Annotated in this window: 16 protein-coding genes; 4 read left to right on the forward strand and 12 right to left on the reverse strand. The window is 45.1% G+C overall.

What is annotated here, in order from left to right; translation table 11 throughout:
- The first annotated feature begins 72 nt into the window (after positions 1 to 72).
- Complete coding sequence (locus QUB44_RS04245) at positions 73 to 1320, forward strand: methionine gamma-lyase family protein (RefSeq protein ID WP_333363529.1); 1248 nt, start codon at positions 73 to 75, stop codon at positions 1318 to 1320.
- Here the strand turns inward: QUB44_RS04245 and QUB44_RS04250 are convergent.
- The 6 genes from QUB44_RS04250 to QUB44_RS04275 form a co-directional block, all read right to left on the reverse strand.
- On the reverse strand, positions 1310 to 2047 hold the full coding sequence (locus QUB44_RS04250) for a DevA family ABC transporter ATP-binding protein (protein ID WP_333363532.1): 738 nt from the start codon (positions 2045 to 2047) through the stop codon (positions 1310 to 1312). The genes QUB44_RS04245 and QUB44_RS04250 overlap by 11 nt on opposite strands.
- A 61-nt stretch (positions 2048 to 2108) precedes the next feature.
- A complete protein-coding gene (devC, locus tag QUB44_RS04255; RefSeq protein ID WP_333363536.1) occupies positions 2109 to 3263 on the reverse strand; it encodes an ABC transporter permease DevC in 1155 nt (384 codons plus the stop codon).
- A 41-nt stretch (positions 3264 to 3304) separates the two neighbouring features.
- On the reverse strand, positions 3305 to 3637 hold the full coding sequence (locus QUB44_RS04260; RefSeq protein WP_333363539.1) for a DUF2834 domain-containing protein: 333 nt from the start codon (positions 3635 to 3637) through the stop codon (positions 3305 to 3307).
- 46 nt (positions 3638 to 3683) lie between these two features.
- Positions 3684 to 4316, reverse strand: a complete 633-nt coding sequence (locus tag QUB44_RS04265; protein ID WP_333363543.1) for a Vat family streptogramin A O-acetyltransferase — start codon at positions 4314 to 4316, stop codon at positions 3684 to 3686.
- 21 nt (positions 4317 to 4337) lie between these two features.
- On the reverse strand, positions 4338 to 5855 hold the full coding sequence (locus QUB44_RS04270) for an HlyD family efflux transporter periplasmic adaptor subunit (protein WP_333363546.1): 1518 nt from the start codon (positions 5853 to 5855) through the stop codon (positions 4338 to 4340).
- Between the two features lie 19 nt (positions 5856 to 5874).
- A complete protein-coding gene (locus QUB44_RS04275) occupies positions 5875 to 6447 on the reverse strand; it encodes a TetR/AcrR family transcriptional regulator (protein ID WP_333363549.1) in 573 nt (190 codons plus the stop codon).
- Between the two features lie 320 nt (positions 6448 to 6767).
- On the opposite strand from QUB44_RS04275, the gene QUB44_RS04280 reads away from it, so the two are divergent.
- Together QUB44_RS04280 and QUB44_RS04285 are read left to right on the forward strand one after the other, a co-directional pair.
- Positions 6768 to 7229: a GNAT family N-acetyltransferase gene (locus QUB44_RS04280; protein ID WP_333363552.1), complete on the forward strand. Its 462-nt coding sequence runs from the start codon at positions 6768 to 6770 to the stop codon at positions 7227 to 7229.
- Positions 7230 to 7278: 49 nt separating this feature from the next.
- On the forward strand, positions 7279 to 7650 hold the full coding sequence (locus tag QUB44_RS04285) for a DUF2237 domain-containing protein (protein WP_333169875.1): 372 nt from the start codon (positions 7279 to 7281) through the stop codon (positions 7648 to 7650).
- Positions 7651 to 7769: 119 nt separating this feature from the next.
- Here the strand turns inward: QUB44_RS04285 and QUB44_RS04290 are convergent, their stop codons facing one another.
- A complete protein-coding gene (locus QUB44_RS04290) occupies positions 7770 to 8582 on the reverse strand; it encodes a leucine-rich repeat domain-containing protein (RefSeq protein ID WP_333363555.1) in 813 nt (270 codons plus the stop codon).
- 181 nt (positions 8583 to 8763) lie between these two features.
- Positions 8764 to 9963: a Coenzyme F420 hydrogenase/dehydrogenase, beta subunit C-terminal domain gene (locus QUB44_RS04295; protein WP_333363558.1), complete on the reverse strand. Its 1200-nt coding sequence runs from the start codon at positions 9961 to 9963 to the stop codon at positions 8764 to 8766.
- A gap of 410 nt (positions 9964 to 10373) precedes the next feature.
- Here QUB44_RS04295 and QUB44_RS04300 point away from each other — a divergent pair, with 410 nt between their 5' ends.
- Positions 10374 to 10919, forward strand: coding sequence for a hypothetical protein (locus QUB44_RS04300; RefSeq protein ID WP_333363561.1), 546 nt, complete (start codon positions 10374 to 10376; stop codon positions 10917 to 10919).
- Between the two features lie 159 nt (positions 10920 to 11078).
- Here QUB44_RS04300 and QUB44_RS04305 read toward each other — a convergent pair whose 3' ends face one another.
- The 4 genes from QUB44_RS04305 to rimO form a co-directional block, all read right to left on the reverse strand.
- On the reverse strand, positions 11079 to 11339 hold the full coding sequence (locus QUB44_RS04305) for a hypothetical protein (protein WP_333363564.1): 261 nt from the start codon (positions 11337 to 11339) through the stop codon (positions 11079 to 11081).
- Positions 11340 to 11341: 2 nt separating this feature from the next.
- A complete protein-coding gene (locus tag QUB44_RS04310; RefSeq protein ID WP_242725046.1) occupies positions 11342 to 11527 on the reverse strand; it encodes a hypothetical protein in 186 nt (61 codons plus the stop codon).
- Between the two features lie 91 nt (positions 11528 to 11618).
- The gene (locus QUB44_RS04315) at positions 11619 to 13085 is read right to left on the reverse strand and encodes a DEAD/DEAH box helicase (protein WP_333363567.1); all 1467 of its coding nucleotides are present in this window, start codon (positions 13083 to 13085) and stop codon (positions 11619 to 11621) included.
- Positions 13086 to 13860: 775 nt separating this feature from the next.
- Positions 13861 to 15171 (reverse strand): 30S ribosomal protein S12 methylthiotransferase RimO, encoded by a 1311-nt coding sequence (rimO, locus tag QUB44_RS04320; RefSeq protein ID WP_333363570.1) that lies wholly within the window; start codon positions 15169 to 15171, stop codon positions 13861 to 13863.
- Positions 15172 to 15376: the final 205 nt, after the last annotated feature.

The following is a 15376-nucleotide window of genomic DNA, read 5'->3' on the forward strand; positions in this document are numbered from 1 at the left end:
TATGTTTACAAACTAGGGGCCGCATCTACGCCATAATGAACAGCGCGCACGCAAAGGGTGAGCGAGGTATAGATGAATAGCGTTTCACGGCTACAGGAAGCAGAACAGGCACTCTTTCAGATTTTTTCTGGTATTGACACTACAGTCAAGCAAAATCTTCAACGAGTCTTAAAAGCTTTTCGCAGCCACCGGGTTGGAGTCCACCATTTTGCAGGGGTTACGGGTTACGGCCACGATGATTTGGGTCGGGAGACTTTGGACGGAGTGTTTGCCGAAGTGGTAGGGGCCCAGGCCGCGGCTGTCCGGGTACAGTTTGTTTCAGGTACTCACGCGATCGCCTGTGCTCTTTTTGGCATCCTGCGTCCTGGTGACGAAATGTTGGCAGTGGCTGGTTCTCCCTACGATACTTTAGAAGAAGTGATCGGCTTGCGGGGGCAAGGTCAAGGTTCACTGCTTGAGTTTGGCATTAGTTACCGTCAGTTGCCTCTAACTCGCGAAGGAAGTGTGGATTGGCAGGCATTGAGCTCTACTATTTCAGCAAAGACTCGCCTGGTTTTTATCCAGCGCTCTTGCGGCTATTCTTGGCGGTCGAGTTTGTCTATTTCTGAGATTGAAAAAATCGTCGCCATAGTCAAACATCAGAATCCTAGCACAATTTGCTTTGTTGATAATTGTTACGGGGAGTTTGTTGATGATTGCGAACCTACTGCTGTGGGTGCGGATCTGATGGCTGGTTCTTTAATCAAAAATCCGGGGGGTACGATCGTCCCTGCAGGCGGTTACGTGGCCGGGAGGGCTGATTTAGTGGAGGCGGCAACTTGTCGCTTGACGGCGCCGGGAATCGGCAGCAGCGGCGGTGCAACTTTTGATTTGAATCGGTTGCTGTTTCAGGGTTTGTTTATGGCTCCCGGTTGTGTGGGGGAGGCGATGAAGGGAAATCATTTGACGGCTTATGTTTTTTATAAGTTGGGTTATCGAGTGAATCCTATGCCTTTGGCTAGAAGACGAGATGTGATTCAGGCGATCGAATTCGGTTCTGCTGATAAGTTAATTGCTTTTTGTCGGGCTGTTCAGCAAAATTCTCCCGTCGGTTCCTATTTAGATCCGGTGCCGGCTCCGATGCACGGGTATGAAAGTCAGTTAGTGATGGCTGGGGGTACTTTTATTGATGGGAGTACGTCGGAGTTTTCGGCTGACGGGCCTCTGCGGGAACCTTACGTGGCTTTTTGTCAGGGGGGAAGTCATTGGACTCATGTATCGATCGCCCTGGAAGCCGCGATCGAGGCTGTGGGCCCAGCAAATAAAATGACTAATCACTAATTACCAGACGCGGATTTGTTGCTAATCGACCGTCTTCCATGTAGATAATTCGATCGGCAATGTCGAGAATGCGGTTATCGTGCGTTACTAGCAAAATCGTGCAGCCTTGTTCTTTTGCTAGTTTTTGCATGATTTCTACGACATCTCGCCCGGATTTTTTATCTAAAGCGGCGGTTGGTTCGTCCGCTAAAACTATTTTAGGGCGGCTGACTAACGCGCGGGCGATCGCAACTCTTTGTTTTTGCCCTCCCGACAAATTTTCGGGGTAATAATTAGCCCGCTCTCCCAAACCCACTGCTTCTAACATAGCTATTGACAAAGCATCCATATTCTGATTTAGCATTTCTGCGTGCAGTTCCAAAGACATTCGCACATTTTGCTTGGCTGTCAAGAATGTCATCAAGTTATGTGCTTGAAAAATATAGCCAATTTGCTTTCTGAGTTTAGTTAACTGAGTTTTGCTAGCTCCGTGTATTTCTTGCCCAAGAATTTTGAGACTGCCTTCTTGAGCCGAACGCAGCCCCCCTAACATTGTCAATAAAGTTGTTTTGCCGGAACCAGAGGGTCCCGTCATAATGACTATCTCTCCGGGGTTGATTTCGAGATTTATGTCAAATAAGGCTTGTTTTTTGAGAGAGCCTTGACCGAAGTAATGGTTGAGGTTTTGGACTGAAATTACTGGTTCGGTTGCGGTAGTTGGGTGAGCGGGATAATTTAGGGTTTGCATGGTAATTTTGGGGAGTTTTTTTGACCGCAGATGCAGGCAGATTGACGCTGATGAACGCAGATTAGAAGATGTCTGCCGGGTCGGCTGATTGGAGTTTGCGGAGGGCGAGGGCGCCGGAACCGGTACACATCACGATCGTCAAACTTAACACTACAACCGCTCGATTTGTTGTCATCGCAATTGGCAGTAAAGTGGCAGATTGTGCTAGCGAATACAGCCCGTTGGCTAAAACAATTCCCGGCATAAAACCTAATACAGCTAATAGCAGAGCTTCCTGAATTAAGACTCCGACTAAATAGCGATCGCTATATCCCATTGCTTTTAAAGTCGCATATTCCGCTAAGTGATCGGAAACGTCCGTGTAAAGAATTTGGTAAACAATAATCAGACCAACAACGAATCCGATAATTGTACCGAATCCGAAAATAAAGCCGATCGGAGTAGCATTTGCCCAATAAGCTTTTTCAATTTCTGCAAATTCTGCTAGGGTTAAAACTTTGACATCATCGGGCAATATAGCTTTGAGCATTGACTGGGTTTTTTTGATATCGGCATCGGGTTGTAGGTTGATTAAGCCGACATCAACTTGATCTGGTGTGCGATCGGGAAATAAGTTCATGAATGTAGAATCGCTGGCAATGACATTGCCGTCAGCCACGAAGGAAGTACCGAGAGTAAAGACTCCTCCTACTTGAATATTGCGTTTATTGAGTTCAGTTTCGAGGGTAGATTGTTTATTAAAAATATTGGCAATCTCGCCGTATTCAGGTCGAGAAGATTGGTCAAACAACACATGATTAAACATTTGAATTTGAGGCAATTTTTGATTGACATCAGGCAAACTAAATGTTATGTTTCCGGGGTCAATTCCAAAAATTAAAATCGATCGAGTAGTGCGGGTTGTGGGATTTCGCCACTCTCCCATACCAATATATAAGGGAGTGACGGATTTTACTCCTTCTACTCCTTGTGCTTGGTAAAGTCGCTCTCGGTTGAAGTCTTTTACCGCAGCAAAAGTTTCAAATTGAGGATTGATTAAAACTAAATCTGTCTCTAAACTTTGGTGCGGCTTAACGGCAGAATCGAATAGTGCATCTTGAAATCCCAGTTGCACAAAAATCAGAATATCTGCAAAGGCAATTCCTGCAATAGCAACAGCGAGGCGGGTTTTTTCTCTAGTTACTTGCAACCATGCAAGGGGTGTTTTGCGAAACATAAATTTTGGGAGTTGGGAATTGGGAATTGGGAATTGGGAATTTATTGTTGGTTACTTAAAGCTGTTTCTTCAAGTTTGCGTTGCCGCATTAGGAGAAATAAAGGCAAACCCAGGGAAACACCAACCAGTAAAGTGGCAATATAAATCCACAAGTTTTTCATTTTCAGACGCGAACCTTCGCTAAATACAAAAAACAAAAAAACCACGGCAGAAACGATTACATCCATACCAAAAAAGCCGGATATTTGATTTGCAAACAATTGTCCGAAGAAAGCGTTAATATTCAACCCTTTTTCTAAGAGAAACGGGACAAACTGGGAATACGGTAAAGCAGTGCCCAGAATACAGAGAACTAAGTATGCAATTTGAAGCATTGGAAAACCTCCAGGTTGTTAATTTTAAATCGCTATATTTGCGAGTTTACTCAGCATTACTGAGCGCTTTAATATCAGATTGCATAATTAAGTTAATGTTGCGAGAAATCTTGTCAATTTCCCAATCCCACCACCGAATTTCTAATAGTTGTGCAACTTCAGCATCGCTGAAACGCTGCTTGATTGAACGTGCCGGGTTTCCACCGACAACGGTATAAGCGGGAACATCTTTTACTACAACTGCTTTGGCGGCCACGATTGCACCGTCGCCGATTTTGACTCCCGGCATAATCACCGATTCATAGCCGATCCAAACGTCATTGCCGATCGCAGTATCGCCTTTACTTGGCAGTTCGATTAATAGATTCATGGCTGTTTCCCAACCATTCCCAAATACGGGAAAAGGATAGGTAGAAATGCCGTCTAATTTGTGGTTTGCACCGCTCATAATGAATTTGACGTTAGTGGCGATCGCACAAAATTTACCAATAATTAATTTTTCACTGCCGTAATTGTAAAGTACATTTTTCTCAAAGTTTTCTGGGTCGATTGGATCGTCATAATATGAGTAATCGCCGACGATAATATTGGGGGATTTTATGAAGCTTTTGATAAAGCAAACCCTGCGCTGGTCTGCCATCGGATAAGGTCGGTTCGGGTCGGGGCCAAATTCTACCATAACTTCAATCCTCCAAGGTTTTTAATAAAGACTGTAGTTTTGTTTAATTGCTACTTGTACCTGCAAATTTGTCAATCCCGCAACTTGTTTGCTAGCTTCAGGATTCAGGTGAATTTTTACTTCCACTACTCGGCTGTCCAAGTTTTCTCCCGGTTGATTGCTAAACACATTTTGTTTGCTTACTTTTAACGCAATCTCTTTCACAGTTCCCTGCAACTCTCCTGAAAATGCTTGGCCGATCACCGCTGCTTTTTGTCCTAGCTTAATTTTGCTGATGTCGGTTTGATAAATTTCCGCAACGACTACCATTTGGTCAGTTTTTCCTAAGTCTGCAATGCCGTCATCGCTAATTTTTTCACCAGCGCGAGTATGAATTTTCAGGATTTTTCCAGCATTGGGCGTGCGAATGGAAGCTTGATTTAGTTCGGTTTGGGCGCGCTTCACTTGGGCGATCGCACTTTCGATCTCAGCTTCGGCTGCTTGCACGTCCACGGGGCGCACTTCGGCTATTTTGTCAAGAGTTGATTTCGCTTCTTCTAGTTGTTCGATGCCAGTTTCTTGAATGCGCTTGAGTGTTGCTTGAGCTTCGTTAAGCTGCTGGATTGATGTACTGTTAATTCGAGTTAGGTTTGCTTCTGCTTCGTTAAGTTGCTGTTTGGCTGTATTGTTAATTCGCTCCAGGTTTGCTTGTGCTTCTTCAAGTTGCTGCTTTGCCGTATTATTAATTCTGCTGAGATTGGCTTGTGCTTCTTTAACTTGCTGGCTGCTTGTTTCTAATGCCAGCCTCTTAGTGTCTGTTACCGATTTAGAAATTGCACCTTCATCCGCAAGTTGCTGATGCCGCAAATCTTCAGCTTTAGCATTATTAAACTCGGCTTGCAATTTGTCGATCGCTGCTATTTGTGCTGTTTTTTCTCCTTGCCATTGTGCCGCTATGCGACTAATTGTTGCCTGTTGTGCTTTCCTCTCCCCTTGCCACTGAGCCGTGATTCGGCTGATAGTTGCCTGCTGTGCGGTTCTGTCGCCTTGCCATTGTGCTTGCAGGCGATCGACTGTTGCTTGTTGTGCAGTTTTGTTGCCTTGCAGTTCCGCTTCTAGCTTGGCAATTGTGGCAGATTGTGCGGCAAGTTCTCCAGACTTTGCACCAGCTTTTACTTGTGCTAAACGAGCTCGCGCAACTTTGACTTTCTCTTGAGTTTCATCTAAAACAGATTGCAGCCGATCGCGCGCATCCAAAATCGCGATTAGTTGTCCTGCTTTGACTCGATCGCCCTCTTTGACTAAAAGCTGGGAAATGCGATCGCCATCTAAAGTTTGCGATACTCCCAAGCGAACCACCTCTCCTTGCGGTTCCAATCTTCCCAATGCCGTTATTTTCCTCACTGGCGGTGTTTCTGCTGGCAAAGGTTCCGTATTTTGTGCCAACGGTGCAAACTGAGAAATCCCGTAAAAAGCTGTGCCGATGGTAATTATGCTGCCAGCAATTGCCATTCCGATTACTAATCTATTTTTAGGTTTAATAAAAGATTGAAAGTTCATACTTGTCCTCTATTTGCAGCTAGGTTTTTTCTAAATAAGCGAGCAACATCTCTTTTAGTACAATCGATTGTTCTGCAATAGATATTCTTTCACCTTGATAAAACCTTCTTACCAGCAAACCGTCAGCATAACAAATGATAAATTTAGCGATCGCTGGATTGGATATCCCTAAGTAGCAATTTACTGCCTCTTCGTAACGCTTTCCCGATTGCTGAAGCGCTTGATTATCATTAATTTGTTGGCGATTTTTTTGTTGGCAAAAATCAAAGATCATTAACAAGCTTTTCAGAATGTAATCCTCATTTTGGCTGAGGTATTCCATCAGTTTTTCAACTTTTTTTGCTAGGGTTGGCGGATTTCCCAATTCAGCAAGTGCTTCTTCTTTTGTATCTTCATAGCTCAAGTATTCGATTAACTGCTCGAACAAACTTTCTTTACTCGGGAAGTAGTGGTAAAGGGTTCCTGTAGAAACTCCGATTCCCGATCCAATTTCGCGCATAGTTACTGAGGAGTAACCTTTTTCGGCAAATATCTCAAAGCATTTGTTGAGTAGTTCTTTGCGGTATTGATCGCGGTCAACTATTTTTGGCATGGGTGAATAGATTTTAGATTTTAGATTATCTAAAGTCTAAAATTTATTGGTCTGATAATTCTATCTCGAACGTGCGATATAGTATCAATCACTACAAAATTGATTTTTTGGGTCAGCGGGCAAGATTGATATATATCGAACAGTCGTTATATTTAATAGAACACAGAGTCGTAGAGTTTGTCAAGGGATAGGGAAGAATTTTTTGGCCCACCGCCCTGCCAGAAATAAGACAAAATGGTAAAAGCCAACATCCATCCGCGTTCATCTGCGGTTAAAAATCTCAAATTAATATTAAAGAAGCGATCGCAGTGAGATAATTTATGAGAGTACGAACCTACGAAATCGGTGATACCCAACAAATTGTAAAACTGTTTTACGACACCGTACACGAAGTAAACATCCGCGATTACACAAAAGCACAAGTAGATGCTTGGGCTCCAGCCGATATCGATATTGAAAGTTGGACTAAAAGTTTAAGCAGTAAATTTACTTTCGTAGCAGAAGAGGGTGAGAAAATTGCAGGTTTTGGGGAATTAGAAGCGAGCGGCCATATCGATCGCTTTTACTGTCATCAAGATTTTCAAAGACAAGGAGTTGGCAGACTAATTTTAAAACAAATTGAGTCAAAAGCCAAAGATTTAGGAATTAACAAGTTATTTACCGAAGCCAGTATTACAGCTAGACCTTTTTTTGAAAGCCAGGGATTTATGGTGATTAGAAAACAAGAAGTAGAACGCAGAGGACAAAAATTCATCAACTTTGCGATGGAAAAAAATATATAAACAACGATTTGTGTAAAATTAGATCGAAGAGTTTTACTCAGGAGTTGCGATGGTGACGGAAGCTACAAATGTGGTGGGCGGAAAGTTAGAGACTTGCTGCACTTCGCCAATGACAGGATATTATCGGGACGGCAAATGCAATACAGGTGGTGGTGACTTTGGGGCTCACACTGTTTGTGCTCAACTGACAGAAGAGTTTTTGCAATTCACTAAATCGAACGGAAATGATTTGAGCACTCCGGTTCCCGAATTTAACTTTCCCGGTTTGAAGCCTGGGGATTGCTGGTGTTTGTGCGCCTCTCGGTGGAAGGAGGCAATGGATGCGGGAGTTGCGCCGCCTGTGGTTTTGGCCGCGACTCACGCCTTGACTTTGGAATACGTTTCTTTGGATGAATTGAAGCAGCACGCTGCTGATTTGTAGGAGGATGTTGGTGGGCGATCGCTTTTAGTCAATAAGGGCGATCGGGTTTTTCTGATGAATAGCAAATTTATCCTTCGTAACTGAAATATTTAAGTGCGATCGGGCGTCACTGTAAAGTTTTATGGTTGAGTTTGTGGTTCCCACTTACAGATAGACTCTGGTTTGAGAGGGCAATTTTTGGGAGCGATCGGATTTCCGCTGAGTTGTAACCAAGTCAGGTTAGTTAAGGATTGCAATCGTTTGATGTCATTGATTTGATTGTTTTCGAGATTTATCGCAGCCAGTTTAGTCAAAGATAGCAATGGTTTGATGTCGCTGATTTTATTATTGTTGAGGTCTAACCAAGTCAGTTTAGTCAAGGATGCTAGCGGTTTGATGTCACTAATTTGATTGTTGCTGATATCTAACCAAGTCAGGTTAGTCCAAGATGCTAGCGGTTTGATGTCGCTGATTTGATTGTTGTTGAGTTGGAGAGTAGTCAGGTTAGTCAAGGATGCTAGCGGTTTGATGTCGCTGATTTGATTGTTGCCGACGGAGAGTGTAATCAGGTTAGGCAAAGATGCTAGCGGTTTGATGTCACTGATTTGATTGTTACTAATGTGGAGTGTAATCAGGTTATTCAAAGATTCTAAAGGTTTGATGTCGCTGATTTGATTACCCCAGAGGAAGAGTGCGGTGAGACTCGAAAGTTTCTGATTAGCCGCATCGCACTCAGTAGTTTCTGCTTCCTTCAACAGCACCTCAACTGTATGTTTAGCTTCTGGACTCAAAGAATCTTTTTCGCGACACCATTCAGCAAATGTTTTGTTTCCAGATCGCACTTCTGCAGCCTTCGCAGACAGTCCATTTCCAGATAATGCTAGAAGCACACAACAAGTAAGTGCGATCGACCTTGGTAAATTGATATATTTCTGTGCCACTATAAGTGTCATAATCTTATATATCTAATTGAACGTTAAAGCCATCTTGCACCACAAACACAACCAATAATTGATTCAGTCCTTTTCAAAGAACTTAAGCTTTGAGGCAGAGGTTTCACCCCCTGCCGGACTGAAGGAAAGAGGGCAATATCATGTCCCTGCAAAATACCTCTTAAAAACTCTCCGAATCACCTCACTCAGGCAACTTATACTGCCCCACAATCCGCTTAGCATATTCCGGCACATGAGCCTCTAATTTCTCCGGGTAATTGCGCTTCACGTACAGATAATTGCGAGTGAAATGAGAATCAATCGAAAACCGAGCATATTCCAAACCCTTCGGCCCAATTCTCTCAATAAAAACTCCCATTAACTTCGCCGCCCACATCGGCAAAGTCACTCCTTTTTCATAAGCAGGAATGCTTTGCTGAACGGCTTCTTTTCGGTTTCCCTGAGACATCACCGGCTGAGTATTTAACTGATCCGTTACCAAATCTAACATCTCTTGCCCGGTGTCATTTCGCACCACAATCCACTGCCAGCCAAAGGGTGCGCCCATGTAGCCCACAACTAAATCTGCTAAAGAATTGACATAATCAAAACAGCTCAAACAAGAAGGAGCAAAAACATCTTTCAATTCCTTAGTATTCAATCCAAAAAACGGCACTTTTTCCTCCGAACCATCTTCGTGTTTGAAGTGAACGTTAAAGTCTTGCATAAACTCATAAGACACAACTGTTTCAGGAGAACGGCTAGTCGTGTCTAGGAATTTCTGCAAGCCTGCACGGCTGACATTATCTACGCAGGGAGTTCCCAAAACGTAGAGCTTTTCTAAACCGAGTTTTTTCTCGACTGTTCGCAAAGCTTGAATTTGACAGCCGACGCCAATTACTAACAGCCGCTTCATCCCAGATTCTTCGATTTGTTCTAATACGGAAAGATTGGGAGAGAGAGTGGGTTTGTTGACTTTAGCTGCGAGAATCTCTTCACGATTCCTAGCAATAATCGGCATCGGTTGAAAGCGGTCTGCTTCGGTATTTTGGACGCAAACAACGCCTTCTACAATTCCTTTTTCGAGCATTTCAATCGCAATTGTGCTGACGATCCCCGTCCACTGAGCGCCCTCGATCGGCTCTTTTTTCCGAGCCGCCATCATATTTTGACTGACTCCGAAATACCAATCGTCGGGATTGTCGAGATTGCGCGATCGCCCGTGAATCTCTTCTTCTAATTCCGCGATGTGCTGTGTTAAGAAAGCACAAGATTCCTTGACATAATGGATGTAATATGTATCGCACAAACCGCACTCGCTGCAAAGTTCTTTAGCGGGGCGGCGGCTACCCGGTTTCAGGGCCTTGGATTTTTGGTGTTTAGTAGAATCTGTTGCGGTCATCTAAATTACTTATTTTATGCAGATATGGCTTTTGTTAGGATATCACAGCAATTTCCGTTGATTTACCTCTTTATTCTTTCTTTCAGTCCTCGCAGGCGGACGCAAGCTTGTGCGGGAGCAACTTCGGTTCGCCCGAAATTGGCGGTTTTCAAAGCTTAAAAAATATTAGCCACGACTTACCTAGGTTGCGCTAGAAACCCAGTTTCTTGCTGAATACCTCACTGTTAAACCTAAGATTTATGGTAAAAACCGGGTTTCTTTGTGTAGTTTTGGTAAAAAAATTCGGTTTCAGAGGATTGCCGTGCGCCCAGGAATGTTGGTCTAAGTCCTATTAGTATAGATCCGGATCTAGCGGGCGATCGCGCGAATACATTGCCAAATAAAGCTATAAAAAAATGGTAAAAATGTTTGTGACAACAGCCGTCGCGGGCATCATGATGAATCTCGCAATTTCGAGCTTAGGATTTGCTGCTTTAGTTCGCCCTGTTCCCGCTATGAATCAAACTGTTGTGACTCTAGAAAGAATGCTCAGCGCGACACAAAAGCCGGCGGCGCTGAACTATTCGCGCCTGGGGATTGGGGGCGTTCGGTTGGGGATGTCTGTAGAAGAGGCAAAACGTAAGTTGGGAAAACCGCAGCGCGACGAAACTAAACCTGCTGGGCCTGGCATTGGCGGCAAGATTCGCACGCTAACCTACTCAGGATTGACGGTAGCAGCATGGGAGGGCAAAGTTTATTTAATTTCTGCTACCAATCCCAAGTTTCTGACAATGGATGGTGTCAAGCTAGGAGATAACCGCCAAAAAGTCGTTAAAACTTACGGTTACGGGTCGCAATCCGTGCAGGGTGGAGTGACTCGATTGACTTACAGCAATGACCAAAAGGCTTCTAATTTGATTGTGGAAATTAAGGGCGATCGCGTGCAAAAAATTATTGTGAGCACGCAGCTAAACTGAAATATTAAACCACATTGCAAAAGTCCCGGTTCACAAGTTTGTAGTAAGGACTTTATTTCTTATTTCTTAGGATTTTTAGCCTTTCTGTGAGTTGACTGGAGGGCTTTTTCCTCATGTGCGTGAAGCGTAGCTATCCCGTAGGGAATCGCCCGCGTCTCCTTAATCCTCTTCATCATCATCCGACAATTTTGTCATTTCCTCAGCAATTAGTGTCTGAAAATCCTCTCCGCAGTGAACGTTGAGATGGATTGCAGCACTCAGGAACTCTGCTAGAATTTCAGCTTTTTGTCGATCGCTCAAATCCGGTAACTGAAGCTGATGGATTAAAGTAATCACATTTTGACACTCAGTACCCAATTCATCAATTAACGTTCTCAGTGTATAATTAGTTACAGAAATTGTCCGATCGCTAACTTGCATCTTTATTTACCCAATCGTTTTAAAGCTTGCTGAATTCCTTTCTCAAAAGCTCGAATTTCACTTTCCCAATGCCGGATTAAGCCTTCATCGGGAAAATCCTTCTCATATTCCAGTCTAATCTTTTCTTCATGTTCTGCAATCCGCTTGTTCAACGAACGAAGAGCTTTTTTGTGATTTTTATTCCCCATAGAGTCTCATACCCATACAAAAAAGTAGAGGTGCGATCGATCGCATCTCTACAATAATTCTAAATAAGGTGCACCGAGTGCACCCTACCAATTAGCGGTTCTGGGGAACAGGAGCACTCGGTGCTCCAGAAAAACTCGCCTCACCAGTCTTAGCCCGCTTTTTGATCAAGATAGGCTTGACGCTGTTTTCTCCACCAATCGGGGGATCTTCTTGTTGAGCGTAATCAGCGCCCATCCAAGCAGGACGGCTTTGATCGAAAGCCATTTGCAAAGCAGCAGCGGCGATCGCGTGGGAGTCGTACTCCTCGGATAACTGAGATACCAGAGGCAAGAAAGATGCCATGCGTTCGCCAGCCAAAGCTTCGCGAACTTTACCTTGCATTTTTTCCAACTGACGTGCTTCAATTTGCGCCCGTGTGGGAATGTTTCGCACCGTCAAGCTCGATCGCACGTGGCGTTCAATCAAGCGCAGTTTGCGGCGATCGACCGGTTGAATCAGCGTAATCGCCGTTCCTTCGCGACCAGCCCGGCCCGTGCGTCCGATCCGGTGAACGTAGCTTTCCACACTGTCGGGCAAATCGTAGTTAATTACGTGAGTCAAGTGATCCACGTCCAAACCCCGCGCCGCAATATCAGTCGCCACTACCCAGCGCACCTGACATTGGCGGAACCGATGCAACAAACGTTCCCGCTGTGCCTGATTCAAATTACCGTGATACTCATCAACGCTGTGACCTGCTGCTTGCAGTTGGCTGGTGAGTTCTGCAGCCGACTGCCGAGTCCGCACAAAAATCAGTGCAGATTCCGGGTCTTCCATTTCTAGAATTGGCTGTAGGGCTCTTGCCTTCGACCAGCCGCGGGGAATCATGTACACGCCTTGGCTGATGCGCTTTGGCGTTGCTTTTGGCTGTTCTACGGTGACGTTGACTGGGTTACGCAAATGTCGCGCCACCAATTTCCGAATGGAAGCTTCCATCGTCGCCGAGAAAAATGCCGTTTGACGTTCTTTTGGTGCAGCATCCAAGATTTTTTCCACATCTTGGATAAAGCCCATGCTCAGCATTTCGTCAGCTTCATCCAAAACTAGCCATTTTACCTTGTCTAGTTTGAGGCTGCCGCGGCTGAGCATATCCAATATGCGTCCCGGTGTACCCACAACGACGTGAACGCCGCGCTTCAAACGCTGCATTTGACGATCTATCGATTGACCGCCGTACACCGTCAGAACTTGCAGAGAGCGACCCACTTTTACCGGGCCGTCGCTGCTGATGCCGCTCAAATCGCGGATGGCTTCAGTTACTTGCATCGCCAATTCGCGAGTCGGCGTCAGCACCAGTGCTTGCACTGCAGTTACATCTAAATCAATCCGCTCCAAGATGGGCAACGAGAATGCTGCCGTTTTGCCTGTCCCTGTTTGGGCTTGACCCACAACGTCGCGACCTGCTAACAGGTGCGGAATTGCTTGTACTTGGATGGGAGTAGGTTCTGTAAAGCCTAGTGTTTCCAGATGGAGAACGAGTTCTTCCGAAAGACCTAAGCCTTCAAACAATAAATTCATTAATGCTCCTAATAACGAGTCTTAGCCTTCTAAGTTGCCCAACTCGGATGCGGATTTCTGCTCGGCGGCAGGAACTCATAAGAGTTCTTTATGGTGCTGCGCCTGCGCGCACCTTCTTAAATAGCAATCGAGTATAGGGCAGCTCCGTCGATGGTGACTAAATTTACCAATTCGACAGCCGTCTTTGATTTTGTGACATCACCGATACCAACCGCCAGGGGTCGGGTTATAGGCTTCCAACATTCTTAAAATAGGACATTGGACTTCCTGTGAGGTACTTGCAAGCTTTCCCTCTTAGGCATTTTATAGTGAGGATCATGACCAGCCCCACTTCACTACATAGTAGTAACAGGTTGTTTGGTTCAGGCGCTATCCCGCAATCCGTCGCCTGCGGGATTGAGCAGGGGATGGGGCGACCGTTACCGCCTATCCATCTCAACACTCTTTCGGGATACCGTTGTGGTGTAGGGCGGACGGCGAAGCAATCTCAAATTATCCCCGCTTATTTCTGGCTTGTTATCATCATAACTCTTTACATTCAGAAACAAAACATTAAATTCGTTAAAATTTTCCGATCGTTCTGTAGAGATAACCGCACCCCGAGGGGGAGCGTCGATTGCCAGATAGGGGCTAAAAAAGTTTAGGCTCCCTTTGCTACATATCTTTGCACAATATTGTACAAACCGTTACTTTTGCTGCACAATCCGCTAATCATTTTTGGCTGGTGTCCGGTTTTTGTTCGCCACACCGCCGATCGCGACAGTTTCAGCAACACTTACACTTGACCGTAGAGGTCGTAGACATCTGCACCAGTAACTTTCACAGATACGATTGAACCCAGCCGCGCTTCTCCTGTGACGTAGACGAGTCCATCTACTTCTGGGGAAAACCGAGCGGATCTACCAATCAACTCGCCTGTCTCTGGTTGTTCTTGTTCTATCAGGACATCAACTACCTGACCGACAGACTCTTGATTCTTCTTCAATGATATAGGTTGTTGTGCCGCCATTACCGCATTGCGCCGCATTTCCATTATTTCTGCAGGTATTTGCTGGGGCAAGCTGAAGGCTGGGGTTCCTTCTTCTGGCGAAAATACAAAAACTCCTACGTGATCGAATTCGTGGCGCTTGACAAATTCCAGCAAGTGTGCTGCGTGTTCCTCGGTTTCGCCTGGGAAGCCGACAATAAAAGTTGTTCGCATCACAGCGCCGGGAAGTGCTGCTTTGAGCCGATCGACTATAGCATCATTGATCCCAGCTTGAAAAGGCCGATTCATCGCCCGCAGAATTTCCGGGTGCGAGTGTTGCAGGGGTAAATCCAAATACGGCAAAACGTTGGGCGTTTCGCGGATGGCTGCGACAACTTGCGGAGTCAAACCTGTAGGATAGGCGTAGTGCATCCGAATCCAAGGCACATCTACTTTACCCAAAGCGCGAAGCAGTTCGGCTAGTTTCGGTTCGCCATAAATATCTTTGCCGTAGTTGGTGGTAATTTGAGAAATTAAGATAATTTCTTTTACCCCTTCCGACGCCAATTGCTTAGCTTCCGCGACGATAGATTCGATCGTCCGCGACCTTTGATTTCCGCGCAAGTGCGGGATAATGCAAAATGCACAGCGATAGTCGCAGCCTTCTGCTATACGCAGATACGCGACACCTTCCGATGTCGTGCGGTAGCGGGGAGTAGTTTCGTCAGCGATGTAAGTAGGTTCTGAGGAGACGAGGGAAACTCGATCGCCCTTTTCCACCTGCTGCATAACATTGACGATTTTATGATAGTCGCCAGTGCCGACAATTGCGACTGCTTCCGGCAATTCATCCAGCAATTCCTGCTGAAAATGCTGTGCCATGCAGCCGGTGATGACTACTTTTTTATTAGCTTCTGCCAATTCTACCAAGGTGCGGACTGACTCTTCTCGCGCCGCTTGGATAAAACTGCAAGTATTGACTACAACATAATCGGCTAATTCTTCATTAGAATCGACTTGATAGCCCGCTTGAGCCAGCAAGCCAATCATGTGTTCGGTATCGATGCGATTTTTTTCGCAGCCGAGGTGAGTAAATGCGATCGTTGGCTTCGTTGCCATGCAGTAATAGTTAGTGTTGCGCTATTTCTAAGAACGTTTTATGATATCACACAATTAAAAAAATTGCAATGTGTATGTGGAAGCTCTGGACTGTTGTGGTGTTCGCAGTTGTTGTGTGATATTTGTGCAATCGTGGGCGAGATGAGAATTTTCAGGCTTTGTGCGATCGTACTTTCCCGCTTTTTCGCTGCCAGATTTTGACCCA

It is taken from the genome of Microcoleus sp. AT3-D2, assembly GCF_036705715.1.
In the GTDB taxonomy this organism is placed as follows: domain Bacteria; phylum Cyanobacteriota; class Cyanobacteriia; order Cyanobacteriales; family Microcoleaceae; genus Microcoleus.